Annotated in this window: 21 protein-coding genes; 13 read left to right on the forward strand and 8 right to left on the reverse strand. The window is 61.8% G+C overall.

Annotated features, from left to right (window positions below; genetic code table 11):
* Positions 1 to 11 precede the first annotated feature (11 nt).
* Both thiE and ACP7D9_RS17755 read right to left on the reverse strand, forming a co-directional pair.
* Positions 12 to 635: a thiamine phosphate synthase gene (gene thiE, locus ACP7D9_RS17750; RefSeq protein WP_313003857.1), complete on the reverse strand. Its 624-nt coding sequence runs from the start codon at positions 633 to 635 to the stop codon at positions 12 to 14.
* 18 nt (positions 636 to 653) lie between these two features.
* Positions 654 to 1,451, reverse strand: a complete 798-nt coding sequence (locus tag ACP7D9_RS17755) for a hydroxymethylpyrimidine/phosphomethylpyrimidine kinase (RefSeq protein WP_101160567.1) — start codon at positions 1,449 to 1,451, stop codon at positions 654 to 656.
* Between the two features lie 301 nt (positions 1,452 to 1,752).
* Here ACP7D9_RS17755 and ACP7D9_RS17760 point away from each other — a divergent pair, with 301 nt between their 5' ends.
* From ACP7D9_RS17760 to ACP7D9_RS17775, 4 genes are all read left to right on the forward strand, one after another.
* Positions 1,753 to 4,101 (forward strand): hybrid sensor histidine kinase/response regulator, encoded by a 2,349-nt coding sequence (locus tag ACP7D9_RS17760; protein ID WP_101160564.1) that lies wholly within the window; start codon positions 1,753 to 1,755, stop codon positions 4,099 to 4,101.
* 95 nt (positions 4,102 to 4,196) lie between these two features.
* Positions 4,197 to 5,846 carry an acyl-CoA dehydrogenase family protein gene (locus ACP7D9_RS17765; RefSeq protein WP_426158859.1) on the forward strand — a complete coding sequence of 550 codons (1,650 nt, stop codon included), beginning with the start codon at positions 4,197 to 4,199 and terminating at the stop codon, positions 5,844 to 5,846.
* Positions 5,847 to 6,031: 185 nt separating this feature from the next.
* A complete protein-coding gene (gene amn, locus ACP7D9_RS17770) occupies positions 6,032 to 7,531 on the forward strand; it encodes an AMP nucleosidase (protein ID WP_178081222.1) in 1,500 nt (499 codons plus the stop codon).
* 72 nt (positions 7,532 to 7,603) lie between these two features.
* On the forward strand, positions 7,604 to 8,239 hold the full coding sequence (locus ACP7D9_RS17775) for a pseudouridine synthase (protein ID WP_426158861.1): 636 nt from the start codon (positions 7,604 to 7,606) through the stop codon (positions 8,237 to 8,239).
* On the opposite strand, the gene ACP7D9_RS17780 is transcribed toward ACP7D9_RS17775, so the two are convergent.
* Together ACP7D9_RS17780 and ACP7D9_RS17785 are read right to left on the reverse strand one after the other, a co-directional pair.
* Complete coding sequence (locus ACP7D9_RS17780; protein ID WP_016773053.1) at positions 8,234 to 8,443, reverse strand: DUF2788 domain-containing protein; 210 nt, start codon at positions 8,441 to 8,443, stop codon at positions 8,234 to 8,236. The genes ACP7D9_RS17775 and ACP7D9_RS17780 overlap by 6 nt on opposite strands.
* A gap of 170 nt (positions 8,444 to 8,613) precedes the next feature.
* Complete coding sequence (locus ACP7D9_RS17785) at positions 8,614 to 9,093, reverse strand: Lrp/AsnC family transcriptional regulator (RefSeq protein WP_007909658.1); 480 nt, start codon at positions 9,091 to 9,093, stop codon at positions 8,614 to 8,616.
* A 449-nt stretch (positions 9,094 to 9,542) separates the two neighbouring features.
* On the opposite strand from ACP7D9_RS17785, the gene ACP7D9_RS17790 reads away from it, so the two are divergent.
* A complete protein-coding gene (locus ACP7D9_RS17790) occupies positions 9,543 to 10,475 on the forward strand; it encodes a DUF6515 family protein (protein ID WP_426158864.1) in 933 nt (310 codons plus the stop codon).
* Here ACP7D9_RS17790 and ACP7D9_RS17795 read toward each other — a convergent pair.
* Positions 10,469 to 11,365 carry a cation diffusion facilitator family transporter gene (locus ACP7D9_RS17795; RefSeq protein WP_101160553.1) on the reverse strand — a complete coding sequence of 299 codons (897 nt, stop codon included), beginning with the start codon at positions 11,363 to 11,365 and terminating at the stop codon, positions 10,469 to 10,471. The two genes, ACP7D9_RS17790 and ACP7D9_RS17795, sit on opposite strands and share 7 nt — an antisense overlap.
* 13 nt (positions 11,366 to 11,378) lie before the next feature.
* A complete protein-coding gene (locus tag ACP7D9_RS17800; protein WP_101160552.1) occupies positions 11,379 to 11,798 on the reverse strand; it encodes a polyribonucleotide nucleotidyltransferase in 420 nt (139 codons plus the stop codon).
* 364 nt (positions 11,799 to 12,162) lie between these two features.
* On the opposite strand from ACP7D9_RS17800, the gene hrpB reads away from it, so the two are divergent.
* The 3 genes from hrpB to ACP7D9_RS17815 all read left to right on the forward strand — a co-directional run bounded on the left by hrpB (position 12,163) and on the right by ACP7D9_RS17815 (position 15,824).
* Positions 12,163 to 14,682 (forward strand): ATP-dependent helicase HrpB, encoded by a 2,520-nt coding sequence (hrpB, locus tag ACP7D9_RS17805; RefSeq protein WP_426158867.1) that lies wholly within the window; start codon positions 12,163 to 12,165, stop codon positions 14,680 to 14,682.
* A 130-nt stretch (positions 14,683 to 14,812) separates the two neighbouring features.
* Positions 14,813 to 15,385 (forward strand): hypothetical protein, encoded by a 573-nt coding sequence (locus ACP7D9_RS17810; protein WP_426158869.1) that lies wholly within the window; start codon positions 14,813 to 14,815, stop codon positions 15,383 to 15,385.
* Positions 15,386 to 15,398: 13 nt separating this feature from the next.
* The gene (locus tag ACP7D9_RS17815; protein ID WP_426158871.1) at positions 15,399 to 15,824 is read left to right on the forward strand and encodes a hypothetical protein; all 426 of its coding nucleotides are present in this window, start codon (positions 15,399 to 15,401) and stop codon (positions 15,822 to 15,824) included.
* Between the two features lie 11 nt (positions 15,825 to 15,835).
* On the opposite strand, the gene ACP7D9_RS17820 is transcribed toward ACP7D9_RS17815, so the two are convergent.
* Positions 15,836 to 16,915, reverse strand: coding sequence for an endonuclease/exonuclease/phosphatase family protein (locus tag ACP7D9_RS17820; RefSeq protein WP_101160544.1), 1,080 nt, complete (start codon positions 16,913 to 16,915; stop codon positions 15,836 to 15,838).
* 75 nt (positions 16,916 to 16,990) lie between these two features.
* Entirely contained in the window at positions 16,991 to 17,665 is a 675-nt protein-coding gene (locus tag ACP7D9_RS17825) for a YciC family protein (RefSeq protein WP_016773061.1), read from the reverse strand.
* A gap of 177 nt (positions 17,666 to 17,842) precedes the next feature.
* Here ACP7D9_RS17825 and ACP7D9_RS17830 point away from each other — a divergent pair, with 177 nt between their 5' ends.
* From ACP7D9_RS17830 to ACP7D9_RS17850, 5 genes are all read left to right on the forward strand, one after another.
* Positions 17,843 to 18,604 carry a DUF2076 domain-containing protein gene (locus tag ACP7D9_RS17830; RefSeq protein WP_426158873.1) on the forward strand — a complete coding sequence of 254 codons (762 nt, stop codon included), beginning with the start codon at positions 17,843 to 17,845 and terminating at the stop codon, positions 18,602 to 18,604.
* A 139-nt stretch (positions 18,605 to 18,743) separates the two neighbouring features.
* Positions 18,744 to 19,223, forward strand: coding sequence for an NYN domain-containing protein (locus tag ACP7D9_RS17835; protein ID WP_056790604.1), 480 nt, complete (start codon positions 18,744 to 18,746; stop codon positions 19,221 to 19,223).
* 35 nt (positions 19,224 to 19,258) lie between these two features.
* Complete coding sequence (locus ACP7D9_RS17840; protein ID WP_101160541.1) at positions 19,259 to 19,864, forward strand: 3'-5' exonuclease; 606 nt, start codon at positions 19,259 to 19,261, stop codon at positions 19,862 to 19,864.
* A 249-nt stretch (positions 19,865 to 20,113) separates the two neighbouring features.
* Positions 20,114 to 21,049, forward strand: a complete 936-nt coding sequence (yedA, locus tag ACP7D9_RS17845; protein WP_426158876.1) for a drug/metabolite exporter YedA — start codon at positions 20,114 to 20,116, stop codon at positions 21,047 to 21,049.
* A 52-nt stretch (positions 21,050 to 21,101) separates the two neighbouring features.
* A complete protein-coding gene (locus ACP7D9_RS17850) occupies positions 21,102 to 22,442 on the forward strand; it encodes a DEAD/DEAH box helicase (RefSeq protein ID WP_024014423.1) in 1,341 nt (446 codons plus the stop codon).
* Positions 22,443 to 22,524 lie beyond the last annotated feature (82 nt).

Raw genomic sequence — 22,524 nt, forward strand, 5'->3', positions numbered from 1 at the left:
GGGCTCTCAAATCAGATTTTCAGAAGTTCGTTGAAGGCGCGGGCGCGGCGGGTCACTTCGGCGCAGCTCTGGGCGCCGAACAGGCCGTGGATCACGGCGAGCAGATCGACCCCATGCTCGACCAGTGGCGCGGCGTTATCGAGGGTGATGCCGCCAATCGCGCAAATCGGCAAGTGCAGCGTGCGTTTGGCTTCGTCGAGCAAGTCGAGGCTGCAACTCGGCGCACCGGGTTTGGTGGTGGAATTGAAGAAGCGGCCGAAGGCGACGTAACTCGCACCTTCTTTGGCGGCCTGTTCAGCCAGGGCGATTTGCCCGTGACAGGTCGAACCGATGATCGCTTTCGAACCGAGCAGGGCGCGGGTCGGCGATAGCGGGCCGTCGGTCTGGCCCAAGTGCACGCCGACATTGAGGCGCGCGGCCAGCTCAGCGTCATCGTTGATGATCAACTGCGTCTTGTAACGCTCGCACAGATTGCGCAGCGCCTCGGCCTCGCGCAGGCGGCGTGCCTCGTCGCTGCTTTTGTCGCGGTATTGCAGCAGGGTGACGCCGCCATCGAGCGCCGCCTCCACGTAAGACAGAAACTTGCCCGCCAGCAACTGGCTGTCGGTAATGGCATACAGGCCACGTAGTTTCATCGGACAGACCTCACGACGTTACGAGCAGAAATCCAGCGGCAGGCGACGCGGCACGAACTGGCCTCGGCCCAGTTGTTCCGCGTCGCGCAGGGTCCGCCAGGTGTAATCCAGCGCACTGCGCACGGCGCTGGCGAGGTGTTCGCCCTGAGCCAGGCGACCGGCGAGGGCGCTGGCCAGCGTACAACCCGAGCCGTGATAGCTGCCCGGCAGGCGCTGGCAGATAAAGGTCTCACGCAGGCCGTCGCGGCTGTACACGCGGTTGTGGATTTCAGTCTCGTCGCCGTGGCCGCCGGTGATCAGCAGGTTTTTGATGAATGGCAGGAGTTTTTCCGCGCACTCGTCGGCCGTGCCTTCGGGCAGTTCGGCGAGGATGCGTGCCTCGGGAAGATTCGGGGTAGCAATGATCGACAGCGGCAGCAGACGCTCGCGCATCGCATAGCCGACCTCGTCCTTGCCCAGGCGTCCGCCGCCGCCGGCACGCAGCACCGGGTCGCAGACCACCGGCAGATGCGGGTGGGCCGAGAGCAGTTCGACAACCGTGTCGACCATTTCCAGCGAACCAAGCATGCCCAGTTTCACCGCCGCGACTTCGGAGTCGTTGAGCACGGCGTTGGCCTGAGCCAGTACCCACTCGCGGTCGAGGACGCGAAAGTCAGTGACGTTGACGGTGTCTTGCACGGTCAGGGCGGTGACGGCCGGAGCCGCATGGCAACCCTGCGCAAGCAAGGCTTCGATATCTGCCTGCAAGCCGGCGCCACCACTGGGGTCGTGGCCGGAGAGACAGAGGACAACGGGGCGGGAGCTGTAGATATTCATGGTGCGCGAGCTTACCACCAAAGCTGATTTACGGGTGTGGGTGGCAGAGCAAGATAAATGCCGGAGCTGCCGGAGGCTGCAATCTTTGACGTTCCTGACCATTCCAACAGCTCTATCTCGGTGCTTTGCCCTGTAACGCCCGTTCTAGAGCCGTTGTAGGAAAAATTTCCATGGTGCTCAATGGCCATCAACGGCTATGCTAGGCTGGATCCAAACAATCACAGGTAATACCGGTTTTACGTCTACTCAAAGGGAATGGGGGGCTTCCTGACACAACCGGACGAGCCACGCTGGGGCTTCAATGCGCTATTTGCTGATGTTGCTGTTCTGCTTGCCGCTCATGGCGAGCGCCGTCGAATTCGACGAATTCACCCAGAGCCTGCCACTGGGCCGATCGCTGCAAGTGTTCGAAGACCCGAGCGGTCAGGCGACGATTGCCGACGTCCGCGCACAAGATGCCAGCCAGTTCAAAGCCCACGACAAAGCCACGCTCAATGCCGGTTATTCACGTTCGGCGTTCTGGCTGAAGATCGACCTGCATTACCGCCCGAGCAACCCGGCCGCCCAGCGCACCTGGCTGCTGGAACTGGCGTATCCGCCGCTTGATCACCTCGACTTGTACTTGCCCGACGCCAGCGGCGAATACCGACTGGTGCGCCAGACCGGCGATGCATTGCCGTTCGCCAGCCGCGAGATCCGCCAGAACAATTACCTGTTCGACTTGCCGTTCAAACCGGATCAACAGCAAACGCTGTACCTGCGCCTGGCCAGTGAAGGCTCGATTCAGGCACCGGTAACGTTGTGGTCCAGCACCGCGTACCTTGAAGATCAGCCGGTGCGCCTGTATGTACTCGGCATCATTTATGGCGTGCTGCTGGGGATGCTGGTCTACAACCTGTTCATCTACCTGAGCGTGCGCGACACAAGTTACCTCTATTACATCTTCTATATCGGCTCGTTCGGCCTCTATCAATTGTCGGTGAACGGCGCGGCGGTCGAGTATTTCTGGCCGGACAACCCATGGTGGGCCAACGCCGCGACGCCGTTTTTCATCGGTTGCGCCGGCCTGTTCGGCAGCCAGTTTGCCCGCAGCTTTTTGCAGACCAAAACCCACAGCGCCTGGCTGGATCGCTTGCTGATCGGTTTGATTGCCTTCAGTGCGCTGGTGATCGGTCTGTCGCTGATGACCAGCTACGCCCTGGCCCTGCGCCTGGCGACCACACTGGCGTTGACCTTCACCGTGGTGATCTTTGCGGCCGGGATCCTCGCCTGGTGGCGCGGCTTGCGGGTGGCGCGTTACTTCATTATCGCCTGGTCGGCATTCCTGCTCGGCGGCATCGTCAACACGCTGATGGTGCTGGGCCTGCTGCCCAACGTGTTCCTGACCATGTACGCCAGCCAGATCGGCTCGGCGATCGAGGTCGCGCTGCTGTCGCTGGCGCTGGCCGACCGCATCAACGCCATGCGCGAGCAACAGGCGCAGACCTTGTATGACGCCGGGCAGAAGCTCGAAGTGCTCAACCAGCAACTGGCCCACAGCAACAAGCTCAAGGATGAATTCCTCGCCACTTTGACCCACGAACTGCGCACGCCGATGAACGGGGTGATCGGTTCGCTGGAGCTGATGCAGACCGTCGACCTCGATCCCGAGCTTGAGCAATATCAACAGACCGCCGCCGGTTCCGCCCGCGACATGATGCGCATGGTCAACGGTATCCTCACGCTTACTGAATTGCAGGCCGGCAAGCTCAAGGTCACGCCAGGCAGTTTCAGCCTGCGTGCGGTAGTTGAGGCGCTGCGCGTGCAGTTCGAAGGTAATGCGGCGAGCAAGTCGCTGGACTTCAAGGTCGAGGTGCTGCCGATCCTGCCGGATCGCCTGCACGGCGACGGCGCGAAACTGGCGCAGTGTCTGGAATGCCTGCTGGACAATGCAATCAAGTTCACCCGTGTCGGCGGTCTGGCGCTGCGCGTCACGGGGCGGCCGTCGACGGATAACCGCATGGCGCTGTCGTTTGCGGTGATCGACACCGGCATCGGTTTCACCGATCTGGGCGAGGCCACGCTGTATCAGCGCTTCTTCCAGCTCGACGGTTCGATGACTCGCGAATACGGCGGCCTGGGGGTGGGGCTGGCGATCTGCCGACAACTGGTCGAACTGCTAGGGGGCAAACTTACTCACCGCTCCGAGCCTGGATGCGGCAGCCGATTCCAGCTCGATGTCGAATTCGAACTGCCGATTATCGAAGCGGCTGCGGATCAGCCCGCCCGCGATTGCATTCGTGCGCCGCAGGATTGCACGGTGCTGCTGGTGGACGACAACAGCGTCAACCAACTGGTGATGCGCGGCATGCTGCTCAAGCTCGGTTTTCGTGTGCGCAGCGCCGACAGCGGCGCCGCCGCACTGGACTGTCTGCAGCGGGAAAGCTTCGATGCGGTGCTGATCGATTGCCAGTTGCCCTGCCACGAAGGTGCATCGCTGTGCTGCCAGATCCATGCGCTGCCGGGCTGTGCGCATTTGCCGGTGTTCATGCTCGCGTTGAGCGCTGACCGCGAGCAATGCGCCCCGGGTGCGGCCATCGACTATCTGCACAAACCGGTGAAATTCGAGGATCTGCAGGCTGCGTTGCAGCGCCGCGTGCTCAGTTGCTGATGGGGTAAAAGCGCCGCAAAAACGGCGTCTATGACACTTTGTTCAAAAAAGCACCAGTGCTTAACTGGTGCCATTGCTGAACACGGAGCGCCGTCATGAACCTGCATCAGTTCGCCGAAACCCACGAAGTCACCAATCAGCCGCCATCGCTGGACGGCACCAACCTGTACCGCATCGACCTGCCGCTACAGGAGTGGTCGCGGCGCTTCGGCGCCGGTTGGGCCGAGTCGCGGATCGATGCCTACGGCGCACTGGCGGGGGGGCCGCTGATGGAAGCGGGGTTTCTCGCCAACCAGAACAAACCGGTATTTGCCAGCCATGACCGCTACGGCCATCGCATCGATCTGGTCGAGTTTCACCCCGCTTACCACGAGCTGATGCGCACCGCGATCGAACATGGCCTGACCTCGCTGCCGTGGGCACACGCGCAGGACGGCGCACAGGTTGCCCGCGCTTCGATGACCTATCTGCACAGCCAGGCTGAAGCCGGCAGTGGCTGCCCGTTGACGATGACCTTCGCCAGCGTGCCGGCCCTGCGCTTGCAGCCGGACCTGGCCGAACAGTGGCTGCCGAAAGTCCTCGCCACCGAATACGACCCGCGCAACGTTGGCATGGCGCACAAGGCCGGCGTGACCATCGGCATGGCGATGACCGAGAAGCAGGGCGGCACCGACGTGCGCGCCAACACCACCAAGGCTTATCCGGTCGGTGCCAGCGGCCCGGGCCAGGCGTATGAACTGGTCGGGCACAAGTGGTTCTGCTCGGCGCCGATGTGCGATGCCTTTCTCACGTTGGCGCAGACCGACAAGGGTCTGAGCTGCTTTCTGCTGCCGCGCCATCGCCCGGATGACTCGCGTAATCAGTTCTATATCCAGCGTCTGAAAAACAAACTCGGCAACCAGTCCAACGCCTCCAGCGAAGTGGAGTTCCGTGGCGCGCTGGCGTGGATGATCGGCGAAGAGGGGCGCGGCGTGCCGACCATTATCGAGATGGTGGCGATGACCCGTTTCGATTGCATGGTCGGTTCCAGCTCGTTGATGCGCCAGGCGCTGACCCAGGCCAGCCATCACTGCGCGCACCGCAAGGTCGGCGGTAAGTTGCTCAGCGAGCAGCCGCTGATGCAAAACGTACTGGCCGATCTGGCGCTGGAAAGCGAAGCCGCGCTGGCCCTGAGTCTGCGCATGGGCAAGGCGCTGGATCACCTCGATGATCGCCACGAAGCGCAATTCGCGCGGCTGGTAACGGCGGTGGGCAAATACTGGATTTGCAAACGTGCGCCAGGGATGATCAACGAAGCCGCCGAATGCATGGGCGGTGCCGGTTATGTTGAAGACAGCATCCTGCCGCGCCTGTACCGCGAAGCACCGGTGAATTCGACGTGGGAAGGGTCGGGGAATGTGCAGTGTCTCGACGTGCTGCGCGCACTGTCGAAAGAGCCAGGCGTGCTGGATGTGCTGTTCAGCGAACTGGGCGATGGCCATGGCGACAAGCGTTTGGCTGAGCATATTCAGCGCTTGCAGGCGCAGTTCAGGGACACCAGCGACATTCAGTATCGGGCGCGGCAATTGACCGAAGACATCGCGCTCGGTTTGCAGGCCAGGCTTTTGTTGGAGGCCGGAAATTCAGCCGTCAGTGATGCTTTTATTGCCAGCCGCTTGAGTGGTGGCGGCCGCGTCTACGGGGCATTGCCGCGTGGGCTGGACGTTGAAGCCATCGTCGCCCGCTCGACCCCACAGCTTTTCTAAGCCCAATCTTCCAAACACCACAAAACCCTGTGGGAGCGGGCTTGCTCGCGATAGCGGTGTATCAGTCGACATCCAAGTTGAATGACAAACCGAATTGGCGAGCAAGCCCGCTCCCACAGGATTTATGCGCAGATGAACGCATTGCCAACATGCCACTGTTCCCGTGCGACCACGATGCAGGCAAGATGAAGCTCTGCAAGTCAGAACACAGGAAGCTGATCGTGACCGAAGCGTTTATTGTCGTTCAAACCGCCGAACAAGCCGTGGATCGTCTGGCCGAGCTGCATGAGCGGGCCACCAACGCGCTGAATTCTGCCCTCAAGCGTTACCTCAAGGACCGCGTCGAGCCCGACGCCGAACAGCGTGCCCTGTTTCGTTATCCCGAACTGCGTCTGACCTACCACTGCCAGGGCGAAGTCCCGCAGACCACCCGGGCGTACGCCAAGGTGCAGTTGCCGGGCACTTACAGCGTCACCGTCACCCACCCGGCAGCATTTCGCAAATACCTGCTCGAACAACTGACGCCGTTGATGCACGACTTCACCGTGACCGTCGAAGTCGGCGTCAGCCAGCAGAACATTCCGTATCCGTACGTGGTCGAGCAGGGCGATGAACTGGCCGGTTCCGGCGTCACTGCGGCGGTGCTGGCGCGAGTGTTCCCGAGTACCGACCTGTCCGCGGCCACCGATGGCATTGCCGACGGTCTCTACGATTGGGAAAACACCGATCCGCTGCCGCTGGCGCTGTTCGACGCCGCGCGCGTGGACTTTTCCTTGCGCCGTCTGGTGCATTACACCGGCAGCGACTGGCGCCATGTACAACCGTGGATTCTGCTGACCAACTATCACCGTTACGTCGATCAGTTCATCGTCCATGGCCTGGAGCAACTGCGCAACGACCCGCGTTTCGTGCGCATGGTCCTGCCGGGCAACGTGATCATCGACAAGAGCATGGACCACGGTGAGGCATCCGCAATCGCCGCCGGTGTGGTCTGGCACCGTTATCAGATGCCTGCGTATCACTTGATCGCCAATGACGGTCACGGCGTCACGCTGGTGAATATTGGCGTCGGCCCGTCCAACGCCAAAAACATCACCGATCACCTGGCCGTGTTGCGCCCGCATTGCTGGCTGATGATCGGCCACTGCGGCGGCCTGCGTCAGTCGCAGACCATCGGCGATTACGTATTGGCTCACGCTTATATGCGTCGCGACGGCATTCTCGATCGCGTGGTACCGCCGAATATCCCCATCCCGGCATTGGCCGAAGTGCAACTTGCCCTGCAACAGGCAGCGGCGAATGTCACCGGCGAGAAGGGCGACGATCTGAAGAAGCGCCTGCGCACCGGCACGGTTCTGACCTATGACGACCGTAACTGGGAATTGCGCTGGGCTCAGGAACGGCCACTCATCAACCTGTCCCGCGCGGTGGCGGTGGACATGGAAAGCGGCACGATCGCCGCGCAAGGTTATCGCCTGCGGGTGCCGTACGGCACGTTGCTCTGCGTTTCGGACAAACCGCTGCACAGCGAAATCAAACTGCCGGGCTCGGCCAACGCTTTCTATGAACGCGCGGTCAGCCAGCACTTGAAGATCGGCATCGAAGCGGTGGATCTGCTGCGCACCGAACTCAATTCGCTGCACTCGCGCAAACTGCGCAGCTTCGACGAGCCGCCGTTCCGCTAACGGTTAGTCGTGGTCATTTGGCGGTCGGGGCACTAGCATTGTCAGCCCTGATCGCTAAATGTTCTCTTTCTTATGTCCCGTCCGCCACGTCCACCTTCGCGCCGTCCCGGTGCGAAGCCGCAGTCTTCCTCGCCACGCCGTGTCGCCAAAGCGCCGCCGGCCGAGCCGAAGCTGATCCTGTTCAACAAACCCTTCGATGTGCTGACGCAGTTCAGCGACGGCGAAGGGCGGGCGACGCTCAAGGATTACATCGATGTGCCGGGGATTTATCCGGCCGGACGTCTGGATCGCGACAGCGAAGGTTTATTGCTGCTGACCAACGACGGCCAGTTGCAGGCGCGCATCGCCGATCCGAAACACAAACTGGCGAAGACTTATTGGGTGCAGGTGGAAGGCGAGCCGACGGCCGAGCAGTTGCAGCGCCTGCGTGATGGCGTCGAGTTGAATGACGGCATGACGCTGCCCGCCGAAGCGCGGCAACTGGATGAGCCCCAGTTGTGGCCGCGCAACCCGCCGGTACGCTTTCGCGCGACCATCCCGACTGCATGGCTGGAACTGGTGATTCGCGAGGGACGCAACCGTCAGGTGCGGCGCATGACCGCTGCGGTCGGCCTGCCGACGTTGCGGCTGGTGCGGGTCAGGATAGGCGACTGGACGATTGAAGGGCTGGATCAGGGCCAGTGGCAGCAAGTGCCGGCGCGTTTATAAGGCACCGGATTCGATCAGGCCGATCACCACACTCTTGATGATGAACGCGGCCACGCCCAGGCCCAGCACGAAAAACAGAATGAACGAGCCGAACCGCCCGGCCTTGGACTTCTTCGCCAGATCCCAGACGATGAAACCCATGAAAATGATCAGGATGCTGACCAGACCGGTCATCATCCACTCTTCGAACAGTGCTGGATCCATTGGCGATCTCCGGCGCGGGGCGGGCTGAAAGGGCGGCGGCGAGTATACGCCACGGGCGGATGGCGGGGCATTGATCTGTGTCGCCTGTGCCGGTCTCTTCGCGAGCAGGCTCGCTCCCACAGGTTGAAATGCATCCCCCTGTGAAAGCGAGCCTGCTCGCGAAAGCGATATCAGCTACGCAAATGGGTCAGCGGCAGTTCAGTGCTGTTCAAAACCTGATTCAGCACAAAACTCGACCGCACACTGGTCACGCCTTCAATCCGGGTCAGATGCCCCAGCAACAACTTCTGATAGTGATCCATATCCGGCACCACCACTTTCAACTGGTAATCGGCATCCACGCCCGTGACCAGACTGCACTCCAGCACCTGCGGCAATGTCCGAATGGCCGCTTCGAAATTCTCGAAGCGCTCCGGTGTATGCCGATCCATGCCGATCAGCACGTAGGCTGTCAGGCTCAACCCGAGCATCTTGCGATCGAGCAACGCGACCTGGCGCGAAATGTAGCCGTCGTCTTCCAGTTGCTTGACCCGACGCGAGCAAGGCGAGGGCGACAGACCGATGCGCTCGGCCAGCTCCTGGTTGGAGATGCGGGCGTCGCGTTGCAATTCCGCCAAAATGCTCAGGTCGTAACGGTCGAGTTTGCTCATCAATCTGTCCTTGGCTGTAACTATTGCGGCGGATTATCTATCCAGGGTTAAAAATTGCGCAAGTGGTGTTTATTTGAGCAATCTTCGCAATCGTCTGTCGCGGCCTCGGGCTTATTCTTATTACCAGAATCACTGCTCGGTAACACAGTCCACGCGGCCCGCCCAATCAGGCCCGCCGCGGCCGCCACCCCCACCGGGGATGTGCCGGCCCCCGAGCTGCACTCTGTCCAGAAGACGGCGTGAGGTGAGCCGACGTCAAAAGCGTCGAGCCAGGACGAAGTTCTCCAGAAGGGAGGCCGACGGGTCTCCCTTTTTTCTTGCCCGCGATTTCATGTTGGCGCCTCAATAAATAGGTCGCGCGACTGATAACCTGTTGCACAACCCGCTGGGCCTGTTTAGCTCTTGGCAACAGGCCCTCCCAACGACAGGCTCCCGCAGTGAGGAAAAGCATGAATTCGCGCATCTGGTGTCTGGCCGGTGTTGGTTTGCTCTGTGTGGGTGTCAGTGTGCAAGCGCTGGCGGATGAGCCGCAGAGTCGCGGGCCCGGCAATGGGCCGCAGAACAATGAAATCATTCGTGGCGACAACAGCCGTCAGTTCGAGCACAACGGACAGCCGCGCAGCAATGACGGTCAATGGCAGAACCGCAACCGTCCTGATGATCGGCCAGAGCCACCTCGCCAGCCCGGCAACAACCTGCCGATCCAGCCACGTCCCGACGCTGTGCACCAGACTCAGGAGCCGCGTCAGGGTTACTACCGCGACGAGCGCCCGCAGAACGGTTACCACAATCAGCAATGGCAGACGCCGCCGCGTCCCGATGGCAACCGCTGGCCGGGACGGCCGAACGGTCATGGCAATGGCTGGGGGCCGGGCCCGCAATATCGCCCGGGGCATGTCATTGACCGCTTCCCGGAGCGTGATTATCGCGTGCCGTATCGCGGCCAGGATTACTTCTATTCCGGCGGCTACTGGTATCGCCCGCAAGGCCCGCGCTACATCGTCGTGCAGCCACCGCGCGGGATCCGCATCCAGTATTTGCCGGATTACGCCCGTGAAGTGTGGATCGGTGGTTCGTTGCTGTTCCTCGCCGCCGGCTCGTATTACGCCTACCAAGAAGCGACGCAGGATTACGTGGTGGTCGAGCCGCCGGTGCAACAACAGCCGCAAGCTCAAGGCTATGACGTCGAAGCCTACCCGGCCAACGGCCAGTCGCCGCAGCAAGTGCAGCAGGACGGTTACCAGTGCTCTCAGTATGCGGTGCAGCAAAGCGGTTTCGACCCGCGCACCGCGACCTACCAACCGGCGCCCGAAGTGGTTCAAGCCTATCGCCAGGCGCAGGGCAACTGCCTGAGCAGTCGCGGTTATCAGGTCAATTATTGAGCGCGTGCGGCGAGCACCACTTCCTGTGGGTCAGCGTGCACCAGCACCTCGGCCTTCGGATAGGCCTTGTGAATCGCCGCCGCCGCTTGGTCGCTGATGCCATGGGCGACTGACAATGTCAGTTCGCCCGGCAATTCCAGGTGCAATTGCACAAACCAGTGGTTGCCGGAAATTCGCGTGCGCAAGTCATGCGCACCCAGCACGCCGGGCACGCTGCATGCCAGCTCAAGCATGTGCTGGCTGACATCGGTCGGCAGTTCCTCGTCCATCAGCACCGAAAAACTCTCCCGGGCGATCTGGATCGCGCTCCAGAAAATATACGCGGCGATCCCCAGGCCAAACCACGCGTCCAGTTGCGCAAAACCCATTCCGGCCAACAGCAGCGCGATCAGGATGCTGCCGTTGAGCAGCAGGTCTGAACGGTAATGCAGCGAGTCGGCGCGCACGGCATTGGAGCCGGTCTGCTTGATCACCCGATGCTGCAACATCAGCAGCGCCGCCGTCAGCAACAGCGAAAATACGATCACGCCGATGCTCAACCAAGGCGCGCCAAGCGGCTCCGGTGTCTGCAAGCGTTGGTAGGCCTGGAACGCGATCAACACCGCGCTGCCACCGATGAACAACGCCTGCGCCATGCCCGCCAGCGATTCCGCTTTGCCGTGGCCATAACGGTGATCGTCATCGGCCGGACGCAAGGCGTAATGCACCGCCAGCAGATTGAGCATCGAAGTGACGCCATCCAGCGCCGAGTCGGTGAGGCCGGCGAGCATGCTCACCGATCCGCTGAACCACCAGGCAATTGCCTTGGCGACGATCAGCGTGCAGGCGACCGCCACCGAGGCGCGGGTCGCCAGCCGCAGCAGGCGGGCGTGTTCGGGGCTGGAGGTCATTGAACGTCCTTATTCAAGCGGCCGGTTGCAGGCCGAACATCGCCAGTTGCTGAGTGCTGCCCTTGTGCTGGATCAGGCGTGGGTCGTCGAGAGGAAAGTCTTTACCCAGTTCGCTCTCAAGAATCGCCTGCAACTTGTGATTGTCGACCTGACCATCCGGGCCGATGGCTTGCTTGAGCTTGGCCGGATCGATCTGCGCGGTGTGGCCCGGTTCGAAATAGATCGCCCCGGTGGCGAAGTCGACGGCAAACGCGATCAGCCCGGGGATGATGTAGAACAGCAGGCCGACGGCATCGAGCACGGCGATCGCCGGGTCGATCTTGCCGTCGATCTGGCCGCGCCGGTCCGGGTAGAAAATCGAACCGCACGCCGAGAGTTGCGTGAGCAGAGTGGCGACCAGCACACTGCCGATCAGGCGAGAGGGTAAGCGCATGGAAATGTCTCCTGAGTCATCAAATAACGAAGCTTCGTCTTGTGAAGTTAAGACCCTGACGAACGTCAGACAGTTCGTCGTTATACTCGCGGCGGGCAGGGCGAACCCACAGTAAATTGCGGCCTCGTCTCACCCCTACTGAAATACGTTGAGGATTGAAGTTGTTTTCTCCAGATCGACACCGCGTGAAGGCTGATGAATTCTATCGGGGTTCGGCCCTCCGGGCTAAAGCTGTGAACGCGCCATGCTGCGTTGCGGGACTTGGCAAGGAAACGACCCTTGCCCGCGTCCGGCGCCTTGCCTGGCACGCTCACAGCTTTAACGCGACTCGCAATTTACTGTGGGCACGCCCTGGGGAGCCAGCATGATTTCTTTGCCGATCGACGATGTTTTACCCGCCCTGCGTGAAGCCCTCGCGTCACGCCACGAAGCCGTGCTCGAAGCACCGCCCGGCGCCGGTAAGACCACCCGCGTGCCCTTGGCCTTGCTCAACGAAGCCTGGCTGGCCGGGCAGACCATCGTCATGCTCGAACCACGGCGTCTGGCTGCGCGGGCGGCGGCGGAACGTTTGGCCAGCGAGCTCGGCGAGCAGGTCGGTGAAACCGTCGGCTATCGCATCCGCCTCGACAGCAAGGTCGGCCCGAAGACCCGTATCGAAGTGGTCACCGAAGGCATCCTCACCCGGCGCTTGCAGGACGACCCGGCGCTGGACGGCGTGGGCCTGCTGATCTTTGACGAATTCCATGAACGCAGTCTCGACGCCGATCTGGCGCTGGCGCTCAGTCTGAACGGTCGCGAGCTGTTTCGTACTGAACAGCCGCTGAAGATTCTGCTGATGTCGGCCACCCTCGAAGGCGAGCGCCTCGCCAGTTTGCTCGATGACGCGCCGATCCTGCGCAGCGAAGGACGCATGTACCCGGTGACGATGCGCTGGGGGCGGCCATTTCAGCCGGGCGAATACATCGATCAGCGCGTTACGCAAACCGTGCTCGAAGCGCTGCACGATGAAACCGGCAGCCTGTTGGTGTTCCTTCCGGGACAAGCGGAAATCCGTCGCGTGCATCAGCAATTGGCCGACGTCATCGGTGGGCGCAAAGACGTTTTGCTGTGCCCGCTGCACGGTGAGCTCGACCTCAACGCGCAACGTGCAGCGATCGATCCGGCGCCGCCCGGTCAGCGCAAAGTGGTGTTGGCGACCAACATCGCCGAGACCAGCCTGACTATCAACGGAGTGCGCGTGGTCATCGATGCCGGACTGGCGCGGGTGCCGCGTTTCGACCCGGGCAGCGGCATGACCCGCCTCGACACGCAACGGATCTCCAAGGCCAGCGCCACCCAGCGTGCCGGCCGCGCCGGGCGATTGGAGCCGGGCGTGTGTTATCGCCTGTGGTCGCAGGATCAGCACGAACAACTGGCGGCTTATGGCAGCGCGGAAATTCTCTCGGCGGATCTGGCCAGTCTAGCTTTGCAATTGGGGCGCTGGGGCGTCACCCCGGGCGAACTGGTCTGGCTCGACGTGCCGCCTGCCGCCGCGTATGCCCAGGCGCAGGATTTGCTGCAACGTCTCGGCGCCCTGCAGGGCGATACGCTGACGGCCCACGGCCAGGCCATGGCTGAGCTGCCGGCACATCCACGCATTGCGCACTTGCTGTTGCGCGGTCAGGCGCTGGGGCTGGCGGCGATGGCCTGCGATGTGGCGGCGCTGCTCGGCGAGCGCGATATCCTGCGTGGCGCTGGCGCGGATCTGCACAGCCGATTGGTCCTGCTTTCCGGCGAAGAACGTGCCGGCCGTGGCGCGCAGGGCGGGGTGCAACGTGCCCGGCAATTGGCCCGGCAATATCGCGGTTATCTGCGCGGCAAGCCGAGCGAACCGGTCAAAGATGCCGAGCATCCGCGCTGGCTCGGTGCACTATTGGCGCTGGCCTACCCGGATCGCGTCGCCCAGCAACGGCATGACGGCGGCGCTGAATACCGTTTGGCCAACGGTCGCGCCGCGCTGTTCGCTGAGGCCGACAGCCTGATGAAGCACGAGTGGATCGTCATCGCCGACCTCGGCAGCCGTCAGGGCCAGCGCGAAGAACGCATTTACCTGGCGGCGGATTTCGATCCGGCGCTGTTCGATTCGGTGCTCGCCGAGCAAGTGCGCAGCGTCGATCAACTCGACTGGGACGAGCGTGAAGGCGTATTGCGCGCCGAGCGCCAGCGCAAGGTCGGCGAGCTGATTCTCAGCCGTGAACCATTGACCGGTCTGGATGAAAATGCACGCAGTCAGGCGCTGGTCAATCTGGTGCGACGCAAGGGCCTGGAATTGTTGCCGTGGACGCCGGAACTGCGTCAGTGGCAGGCGCGGGTGGCGCTGTTGCGCCAGCTCGATCTGAACACTCAGGACGACAGCCAATGGCCGGATGTCAGCGATGCGGCATTGCTCAATACGCTGGAAGACTGGCTGATGCCCTATCTGGGCAAGGTCTCGCGGCTCAGCCATTTCGCCAACCTCGATCTGTCGAGCATCGTGCGCAATCTGCTGCCGTGGCCACTGCCGCAGAAGCTCGACGAACTGGCACCGCATCATTTGAGCGTGCCGTCAGGCTCATCGATTCGTCTGGATTACAGCGAACATCCACCGATTCTCGCGGTGCGTTTGCAGGAGCTGTTTGGTCTGGCCGATACGCCACGGATCGCCGGTGGCCGGCAAGTGGTCAAGCTGCATCTGCTGTCGCCGGCGCGGCGGCCGGTGCAGGTCACGCAGGATCTGGCCAACTTCTGGCGCAGCACCTATGCCGAGGTGAAGAAGGATCTCAAGGGGCGATATCCCAAGCATTATTGGCCGGACGATCCCTTGGTTGCCGAAGCCACGGCGCGGGCGAAACCTCGGGGCACCTGACCGGCAATGGCAGCGCGCCATTAGCCCATCCGTGCTAATTGCCCCTGGTTGTTCAGGCTCGCAAAATCGCCGCCTGAACAATAACAAGCCTTGTTGCCTGACAACTTGTGCCCAAGGAACGGAACTGCCCATGACCTCTTTCTTCAAGTTCAAGAAGTTGATCTTCTTGTCGGCTGCGCTATTGGCCGCCTCCAGTTCAGCCATGGCCGAAGAAGCCAACCCGATTGGCGACTGGTGGATTATCTACGGCAACGGCGTACCCCAGAAAAACATCATGTACGTCGCCGATGCCACCTCAGTAGTGCCTTCGCAGAAAACCAAAGGCGCGACCATGGTCGCGGTGACCCTGGTGTATGAAGAGCCCGGCAAACCGATGATCGACGTTTATAACCTCGAAGCCCAATGCGCTACGGGCAAGGTACGTTTTATCAATGGCCAGTCCATCGAGCGTCTCGCTTACACCATGCGTCATCTGAAAGTTGCCAATCAGTGGCAGACCCCGAAAGAGTTCTGGGTCCAGCAAGCGCTGAAGTTTGCCTGCGCACCGGGCAGTCGTGCCAAAAACGACATGGCCGCCGTGGGCAAGATGGAATACCTGCAAATGATCGAGATGCTGCAGCAGATGTTCTTCAAGCTCGCGCCGATTCAGCAAAAGAGCCAGATGATGGACAACATCGACAGCCTGCTCGAACTCAAGAAATAAGCCGGGGACTCCAATGACTTACACACGTTTGTGGCTGGCAACCCTGTTGGCTGGTCTACTCTTGAGCGGCTGTTCGACCATTGCGCAGAGCCGCTGGGAAGGCCGCGATCTCCAGGAAGCACTGGACCTGTTCGGCACACCCGATTCGGTGGGAAAGGAAACCGGCCCGAACGGCGAACCCTTGGCCGTGCTGACCTGGCACAAGTCCGCGAGCTGGAGTTCCACCGAAGCGGCCGGCACTTCGATGACCCATACCGGCAATGGCATGGTCTACACCGAGCACTACCAACAGGTCGGCCACAGTTCTACCTGCAAGTTGCAGGCGAAGATCAATCAGCAGAAGAAGATCGCCCAGTTCCTGATCGAAGACGGGCGGATACTGCACGGCAAGTGCGCTAACGTTCGCTATGTTCCGGGTTACGTTCCGCCCGGTTTATAAGGGCAAAACGCTTACGGCGCAGCGGGTAGCAGGAACCGCGCGATCACCGGCAAGTGATCGGAGATGCGCAAGGTATCGTCCTGCCGCACCTGCGCTTGCACGCGCTTGAGCTTCGGGCTGTGGAACAGATAATCGACGGTGCGATCCGGGCCGTTGAGGCCGGGGTCGTTGGGGTAATGGGTCAGCCATTTGGCCCGGTCGATACCGCCGGCTTCGTTATTGGTCGGGATCATCGGGTATTTGTCCCACAGCAGATGCAGTTCGCTGTCGGCGGAGTAGGGCGTGCGCCGCTCGACAGGCAGGCGACGGTACTGGCCGAGCGGCAACAGATTGAAATCGCCACCGATCAGCCAGGGCAGGCCTTGGCTTTCATACTTGTCGAGCACTTTAGCCACCGCAGCGACTTGCGCCTGCACGTTACCGTCCGCCTGGCTGTCGCGTTGCAGGTGAGTGTTGAACACGGTCAGTTGTCCGCCATCGCTGAGCGGCAGTTTGACTGCGAGCAAGGCGTCTTTGGGCTGGAACTGGCGGCTGATGAAGTTGCTCGGGGCGACGGGCAGCTGCAGACGTTCGGCGTGTTCGATGCGATAGCGGCTCAACGTGGCGAGTTGGCGGCCGACGCTGCCGTAGATGTGGGGTTCAGGGACGAAATCGGCCTTCCAGTCGAACGCGCTGGTGCTGCACGGGTACAGGTCGGCGACGCGCTCCTGCAACAACTTGAGCTGGTTCTGGTAATCGCTGGCCTTGGCGCCGTCGTCGAGCTCCTGCAACAGCACCACATCGGGTTGTTCGTCACGGATGACCCGCGCCACTTCGTCGAGGCTGAACGCCATGTCTTCCGGGGTCGGCGCTTCGTCGTCGCCCTGAGCCAGATCATTCCAGAACACGTAACGCTTGCCGGCGAGGAACTGCACGTTCCAGGTCATGACTTTCAGCGCTTGCCCGGGCACCAGCGTCGGCGCGGTGGTGCCGCAACTGACCGGCAGGGTTTCGCGAGCGTCGGGGCGCCAGGTCAGGCTGAACAGCAGCACGCCGAACAGGACGACGGCGAGGATGACGAGGAGCAGGGTGTAGCGCAGCAGACGGGTCATGGCTCGGCTTATAGCGTTACAGAAAGTGGCCCCGAGCATACCTGACGGCAGCAACGAAGCCCAAGCATGGCGCGGTCAGACCGCTCCGTTACGTTTGTCAGGCAATTCGCTGATCAGCATGAACAGGCGGAACAGCACCACGCTAGTGAACAGTTGCAGGAAGCTGTGGGCGCTGTCGATCAGCCCGGCGATCAATGGATTCTGTGGCTCTGGGTACACCGCCAGCGTCGCGCCTTTGAGCAGCCACAACGGCGTCATCACACAGAGAATGCACAGCAGGATCCGCCAGAAATGCCCACGGGTCAGACGCAGGCTTTCCTTCATTGCCTGCAACGGCCCGAGACCGCGCAGCACCAGCAGATATTCAGCGAAGGCGAGCATGACCATCAGCATCAGGCCCGGCAGGAAGTACAGCGACAGGCCGAGCAGAATCAGCAAGGTATTGAGGGCGGTCAGCACAGCGAAGCGCGGCCACAGGGTTGCCGCCATCGCCAGCAGGTCGCGGTTGCGCGGCGACTCGCCACGGCTGCGCGCATCGAGAAACAGGATCAGCGCGGCGGTGTACAGCGGATATACCAGCAGGCCGACGATGATGCTCACCCCGGCAAAGGTGTCCGGCCCGGTGGCGTGATCGACTGCCTGCTGCAGGAAGGCTTCGACGATCACCAATGGCAGGCACAACTGCACGATGCTGCCCAAATGGCGTTTGAAAAAATACAAAGAGTCGCGCAGTACTTCGAGGGCATTCATCAGTCGGTATCGCAGGTCGAAAACAGTGGCTCACTTTAACCGATGGAACGCGGGCCGACACAAACGTAAACATTCGGTAAAGGTCATTGAAACGTTTTGTCACTGTCTCCATTACAGGAGAGCACCGCGCCCGGAGTGGGCGCAGGCACGTTATTACCGGCAATCTACGAGGTCGCCATGAACAGCGAAGAGCAAACCCTGATCGATGGACTGTTTTCCCGGCTGCAACAGGCCGAAACGGAGGCAGCCCCGCGCGACGCACAGGCCGAGGCGCGGATCAAGGAACACCTGACGCGCCAACCGGCGGCAGGCTATTTCATGACCCAGGCGATTCTGGTGCAAGAGGCCGCGCTGAAAAGCCTCGACGAGCAAAACAAGCAGCTGACCCAGCAAGTCCAGCGTCTGCAGGCCGAGCTGCAAGCGGCCAAGGCCCAGAATGGCGCACCGGCAGCAAGCGCTGGCGGTGGCTTCTTGTCGAGCATTTTTGGCGGCGGCAATTCGCGTCCGGCGCCGAGCCAGAACGCCGCGCCGTCCTCCACTGGCGGCTGGCGTGAACCGGCCCCACAACAGAGCTACCAAGCGCCGGTACCGCAGCAGAGTTTCGGCACGGCGCCATCCAGCTACGCGCAGCAGGCGGCTCCGGCGGCCGGCAACAGCTTCCTCGGCGGCGCGCTGAAAACCGCCGCCGGCGTGGCCGGTGGCGTGATGCTGGCGCAGGGCATCAGCAGCCTGTTCCATCACAACCAAGCACCTGCAGAAATCGTCGAGGTCATCAAGGAAGAACCGGCGCAGGTCGCCGACCAGAGCAGCAATGGCTGGGGCGATGATCAACGTGTGGCGGACAACGGCTTTTCCGGCAATGACCAGGGCGGTTTCAGCGACGCCGATTACAGCAGCGACAATTCGTCGTTCTTCGATGACGACGACTCCTTCGTCTGATTCACCATTCGTCCGGAGCCCTGCGGGGCTCCGGGCCGATTATTCGCGGAACCCTCCTTCGGGCTGGCATACTGAGCGCCTTTTTCGGGCCTGATCGCCTGACCCCGCTTCGTGCGCTCGCGCACCCACAGGAACTCCGGTGAAAAAAATCGCAGTGTTCGCCGATGTGCAGAACCTCTACTACACCGTGCGTCAGGCCTATGGTTGCCACTTCAACTACGCCGCACTGTGGGCGGACATCAGCAAGAACGGGCAGATCGTCGAGGCCTATGCCTATGCCATCGACCGAGGCGACAGCAAGCAGCAGCAGTTTCAACAGATCCTGCGCAACCTCGGTTTCACCGTGAAGCTCAAGCCTTACATCCAGCGCAGCGACGGCTCGGCCAAGGGCGACTGGGACGTAGGCATTACCCTGGACATCATGGACGCCGCCGACCATGTCGACGAAGTGGTGCTGGCCTCCGGTGACGGCGATTTCGACATGCTGCTCGAACGCATCATCAACAAACACGGCGTGCAAGCGGTGGCTTATGGCGTGCCTGGGCTTACCGCCAACTCGCTGATCCGCGCCGCCAGCCGCTACGTGCCGATCGAAGGCGCGCTGTTGCTCAAGAGCTGAGCTGAATAGAAGATTTGAACGGAGTACCTCCCGGTTTGGAACGCATTGCAGTCATCGACTTTGAAACCACTGGCCTGTCGCCGAACAGCAGCTGCCGCGCCACGGAGATTGCCGTGGTCATGCTGGAGAACGGCCGCATCGTCGAGCGTTACCAGAGCCTGATGAACGCCGGCGTGCGCGTCCCCGCGTTCATCGAACAACTGACCGGCATCAGCAACGCCATGCTGCGCACCGCGCCGCCAGCCGAGCGGGTGATGGAGGAGGTCAACGAATTCGTCGGCTGCACGCCGCTGCTGGCGCACAACGCCTCGTTCGACCAGAAGTTCTGGGATTTCGAACTGGGCCGGATCAAGCGCACGCGCCTGCAGAATTTCGCCTGTTCGCTGCTGCTGGCGCGGCGGCTGATGCCCGCTGCGCCAAATCACAAGCTCGGCACGCTTACCACTTTCGCGCAGTTGCCGCATACCGGCCAGGCTCACCGGGCCATGGCCGATGCGGAGATGGCGGCCAATCTGATGGCGCATTTGGCGCAAGAGTTGCGGGGCAAGCATGGCGTGCGCGAACTGAATCACGACCTGCTGTGCAAATTGCAGAAAGTCCCTGCGGCTAAAATGGGTGAACACCTGCAGCGTTACCGCTGATCTCAGGCACAACACAGAACCTGTGGGAGCGGGCTTGCTCGTGAATGGCGGTGTGTCATTCAAAGCGATGTTGTCTGTTACGGCCCCTTCGCGAACAAGCTCGCTCCCACAGTGGCCTCAGTGCTCTCGGGATTTGCCGTTGCGCGCATCCAAAAGTGTACCGGCGTGATAAACCGGTTTTGTAACTTATTTTTGCGTGACAGCCTTTCTAGAATAAACCTCCACAGAAATCTGACTGTCGAGCTGCCCATGCCTGCCTTGCGCCGTTTTTCCCTGCCGTTGATCGCTGCGTTTTTTGCGTTGTACGTGATCTGGGGGTCGACCTATCTGGTGATTCGCATCGGCGTCGAATATTGGCCGCCGCTGTTGCTGGCCGGGGTGCGCTTCGTCATTGCGGGCAGCTTGATGTACGCCTGGCTGCGCTGGCGTGGGGCTCCGGCGCCGACCTGGGCGCAGTGGAAAGCGGCTGGGCTGGTCGGCATTCTGCTGCTCAGTTTCGGTAATGGCGCGGTCAGCGTCGCCGAGCACACTGGCGTGGCCTCCGGCGTTGCGGCGCTGGCGGTGGCGACAGTGCCACTGTTCACCTTGTTGTTCGGTTACTTCTGGGGCGCACGCAATACGCGGCTGGAATGGGCCGGGGTCGCGCTGGGCATTATCGGCATCGCCATGCTCAACATGGGCTCCAACCTGCAATCGAGCCCGCTCGGCGCAGCGTTGCTGATTTTCGCGGCGGCGAGCTGGGCGTTCGGCTCGGTGTGGAGCAAATACCTGCCGTTGCCGGCGGGGGCGATGGCCAGCGCCCTGGAAATGCTCGTTGGCGGCGTGGTCTTGCTGATCGGCAGTGCGCTGAGCGGCGAGCACCTGCAAGCGCTGCCGCCGATCGAAGGCTGGCTGGCGCTGGCCTATCTGATTTTCTTTGGCTCGATCATCGCCTTCAATTCCTACATGTATCTGCTCAAACACGTGCGCCCGGCGGCAGCGACCAGTTATGCCTACGTCAACCCGGCGGTGGCGGTATTGCTTGGCGTGGTGTTTGTTGGCGAGACCATCGGCATCGAAGAAGCGCTGGCGATGCTGGTGATCATCAGCGCGGTGCTGCTGATCAGCCTGCCGCAGTGGCGCCGTCCCGCGCAGCAGACACAGGCGGAAGCGAAAGCCGTTCCGACGGAAGCGCGTACGAATTAGGGTAAACTGCGCGGCATTGCATCCCCGCGTCATTTTTTCCTACGGTACTCCCATGACTTTCGCCTCCCTTGGCCTGATCGAACCCTTGCTGCGCTCCCTCGAGACGCTCGGCTACCAGACCCCGACGCCGGTGCAGGCGCAAGCCATTCCGGCGGTGCTGGCCGGTCGCGACCTGATGGCAGCGGCGCAGACCGGCACCGGCAAGACCGCCGGTTTCGCCTTGCCGCTGCTGCAGTTGCTGGCCATGGAAGGGCCGAAAGTCACCGCCAACTCGGCGCGTGCGCTGATTCTGGTGCCGACCCGCGAGCTGGCCGAGCAGGTCCACGAAGCCGTGCGTCAATACGCGGAAAATCTGCCGCTACGCACTTATGCGGTGTACGGCGGTGTCAGCATCAATCCGCAGATGATGAAGCTGCGCGGCGGCGTCGATGTGCTGGTCGCCACGCCCGGTCGCTTGATCGACCTGTTCCGCCAGAACGCGCTGAAACTCAATCAGCTGCAAACGCTGGTGCTGGATGAAGCCGATCGTATGCTCGACCTGGGCTTCTCCGAAGAACTGGCGAACATTTACCGCATGCTGCCGAAAAAGCGCCAGACCCTGTTGTTCTCGGCGACATTCTCCGATGACATTCGCCTGCTGGCCGGGCAGATGCTCAACGATCCTTTAAGCGTCGAAGTCAGCCCGCGCAACGTCGCTGCCAACACGGTCAAGCAGTGGATCGTCACTGTAGACAAGAAACGCAAGGCCGAACTGTTCGTGCACCTGATGCGCAAGAACAAGTGGAAGCAGGTGCTGGTGTTCGCCAAGACCCGCAATGGCGTCGATGCGCTGGTGGAAAAACTTCAGGGCCTCGGTGTGAATGCTGACGGCATCCATGGCGACAAACCGCAGGCGACCCGCCAGCGCGCGCTGGACCGGTTCAAACTCAGTGAAGTGCAGATTCTGGTGGCGACCGACGTCGCCGCCCGTGGTCTGGACATCGAAGACTTGCCGCTGGTGGTCAACTTCGATCTGCCGATCGTCGCCGAGGATTACATTCACCGCATCGGCCGCACTGGCCGCGCGGGTGCCACCGGTGAGGCGATTTCGCTGGTGTGTGCCGATGAAGTGAACATGCTCTCGGCAATCGAAATGCTGACACGGCAGAACCTGAAGCGCCAGAACGAACCGGATTTCGAGCCCGAGCACCGCGTGCCGGACACCGATGCCAGCGGTCAGGTGATCAAGAAGCCGAAAAAACCGAAGAAGCCGAAAGCCTCGGGCGGTGGCGGTGGAAAACGCAATCTGGGCAAGTGGGTCGACAGCGGCGAGACCTCGGCACCGGAGCCGTCGATCAAGCCGGTGCGCAAAGTGCCGGTGTTCAATACCGGGCCGCGCAAGCGCAAGCCTTGATTTGATGTGGCGTCTGTAATGGCGCCTTCGGAAGCAGGCTCGCTCCCACAAGGGGAATGCTTTTCCCTGCAGGAGCTGCGGC

It is taken from the genome of Pseudomonas sp. TSRC2-2 (assembly GCF_049897785.1).
Classification (GTDB): Bacteria; Pseudomonadota; Gammaproteobacteria; order Pseudomonadales; family Pseudomonadaceae; genus Aquipseudomonas.

What these genes read in the sequence shown, in the direction of transcription:
- ACP7D9_RS17830 (WP_426158873.1), top strand. Translation starts at nt 17,843, where the DNA reads ATGAACAGCGAAGAGCAAACCCTGATCGATGGACTGTTTTCCCGGCTG.
- ACP7D9_RS17825 (WP_016773061.1), bottom strand. Translation starts at nt 17,665, where the DNA reads ATGAATGCCCTCGAAGTACTGCGCGACTCTTTGTATTTTTTCAAACGC.
- ACP7D9_RS17800 (WP_101160552.1), bottom strand. Translation starts at nt 11,798, where the DNA reads ATGCGCTTACCCTCTCGCCTGATCGGCAGTGTGCTGGTCGCCACTCTG.
- ACP7D9_RS17790 (WP_426158864.1), top strand. Translation starts at nt 9,543, where the DNA reads ATGAATTCGCGCATCTGGTGTCTGGCCGGTGTTGGTTTGCTCTGTGTG.
- ACP7D9_RS17815 (WP_426158871.1), top strand. Translation starts at nt 15,399, where the DNA reads ATGACTTACACACGTTTGTGGCTGGCAACCCTGTTGGCTGGTCTACTC.
- yedA (WP_426158876.1), top strand. Translation starts at nt 20,114, where the DNA reads ATGCCTGCCTTGCGCCGTTTTTCCCTGCCGTTGATCGCTGCGTTTTTT.
- ACP7D9_RS17820 (WP_101160544.1), bottom strand. Translation starts at nt 16,915, where the DNA reads ATGACCCGTCTGCTGCGCTACACCCTGCTCCTCGTCATCCTCGCCGTC.
- ACP7D9_RS17775 (WP_426158861.1), top strand. Translation starts at nt 7,604, where the DNA reads ATGTCCCGTCCGCCACGTCCACCTTCGCGCCGTCCCGGTGCGAAGCCG.
- ACP7D9_RS17780 (WP_016773053.1), bottom strand. Translation starts at nt 8,443, where the DNA reads ATGGATCCAGCACTGTTCGAAGAGTGGATGATGACCGGTCTGGTCAGC.
- amn (WP_178081222.1), top strand. Translation starts at nt 6,032, where the DNA reads ATGAAGCTCTGCAAGTCAGAACACAGGAAGCTGATCGTGACCGAAGCG.
- ACP7D9_RS17755 (WP_101160567.1), bottom strand. Translation starts at nt 1,451, where the DNA reads ATGAATATCTACAGCTCCCGCCCCGTTGTCCTCTGTCTCTCCGGCCAC.
- ACP7D9_RS17765 (WP_426158859.1), top strand. Translation starts at nt 4,197, where the DNA reads ATGAACCTGCATCAGTTCGCCGAAACCCACGAAGTCACCAATCAGCCG.
- thiE (WP_313003857.1), bottom strand. Translation starts at nt 635, where the DNA reads ATGAAACTACGTGGCCTGTATGCCATTACCGACAGCCAGTTGCTGGCG.
- ACP7D9_RS17850 (WP_024014423.1), top strand. Translation starts at nt 21,102, where the DNA reads ATGACTTTCGCCTCCCTTGGCCTGATCGAACCCTTGCTGCGCTCCCTC.
- ACP7D9_RS17760 (WP_101160564.1), top strand. Translation starts at nt 1,753, where the DNA reads ATGCGCTATTTGCTGATGTTGCTGTTCTGCTTGCCGCTCATGGCGAGC.
- ACP7D9_RS17785 (WP_007909658.1), bottom strand. Translation starts at nt 9,093, where the DNA reads ATGAGCAAACTCGACCGTTACGACCTGAGCATTTTGGCGGAATTGCAA.
- ACP7D9_RS17795 (WP_101160553.1), bottom strand. Translation starts at nt 11,365, where the DNA reads ATGACCTCCAGCCCCGAACACGCCCGCCTGCTGCGGCTGGCGACCCGC.
- hrpB (WP_426158867.1), top strand. Translation starts at nt 12,163, where the DNA reads ATGATTTCTTTGCCGATCGACGATGTTTTACCCGCCCTGCGTGAAGCC.
- ACP7D9_RS17810 (WP_426158869.1), top strand. Translation starts at nt 14,813, where the DNA reads ATGACCTCTTTCTTCAAGTTCAAGAAGTTGATCTTCTTGTCGGCTGCG.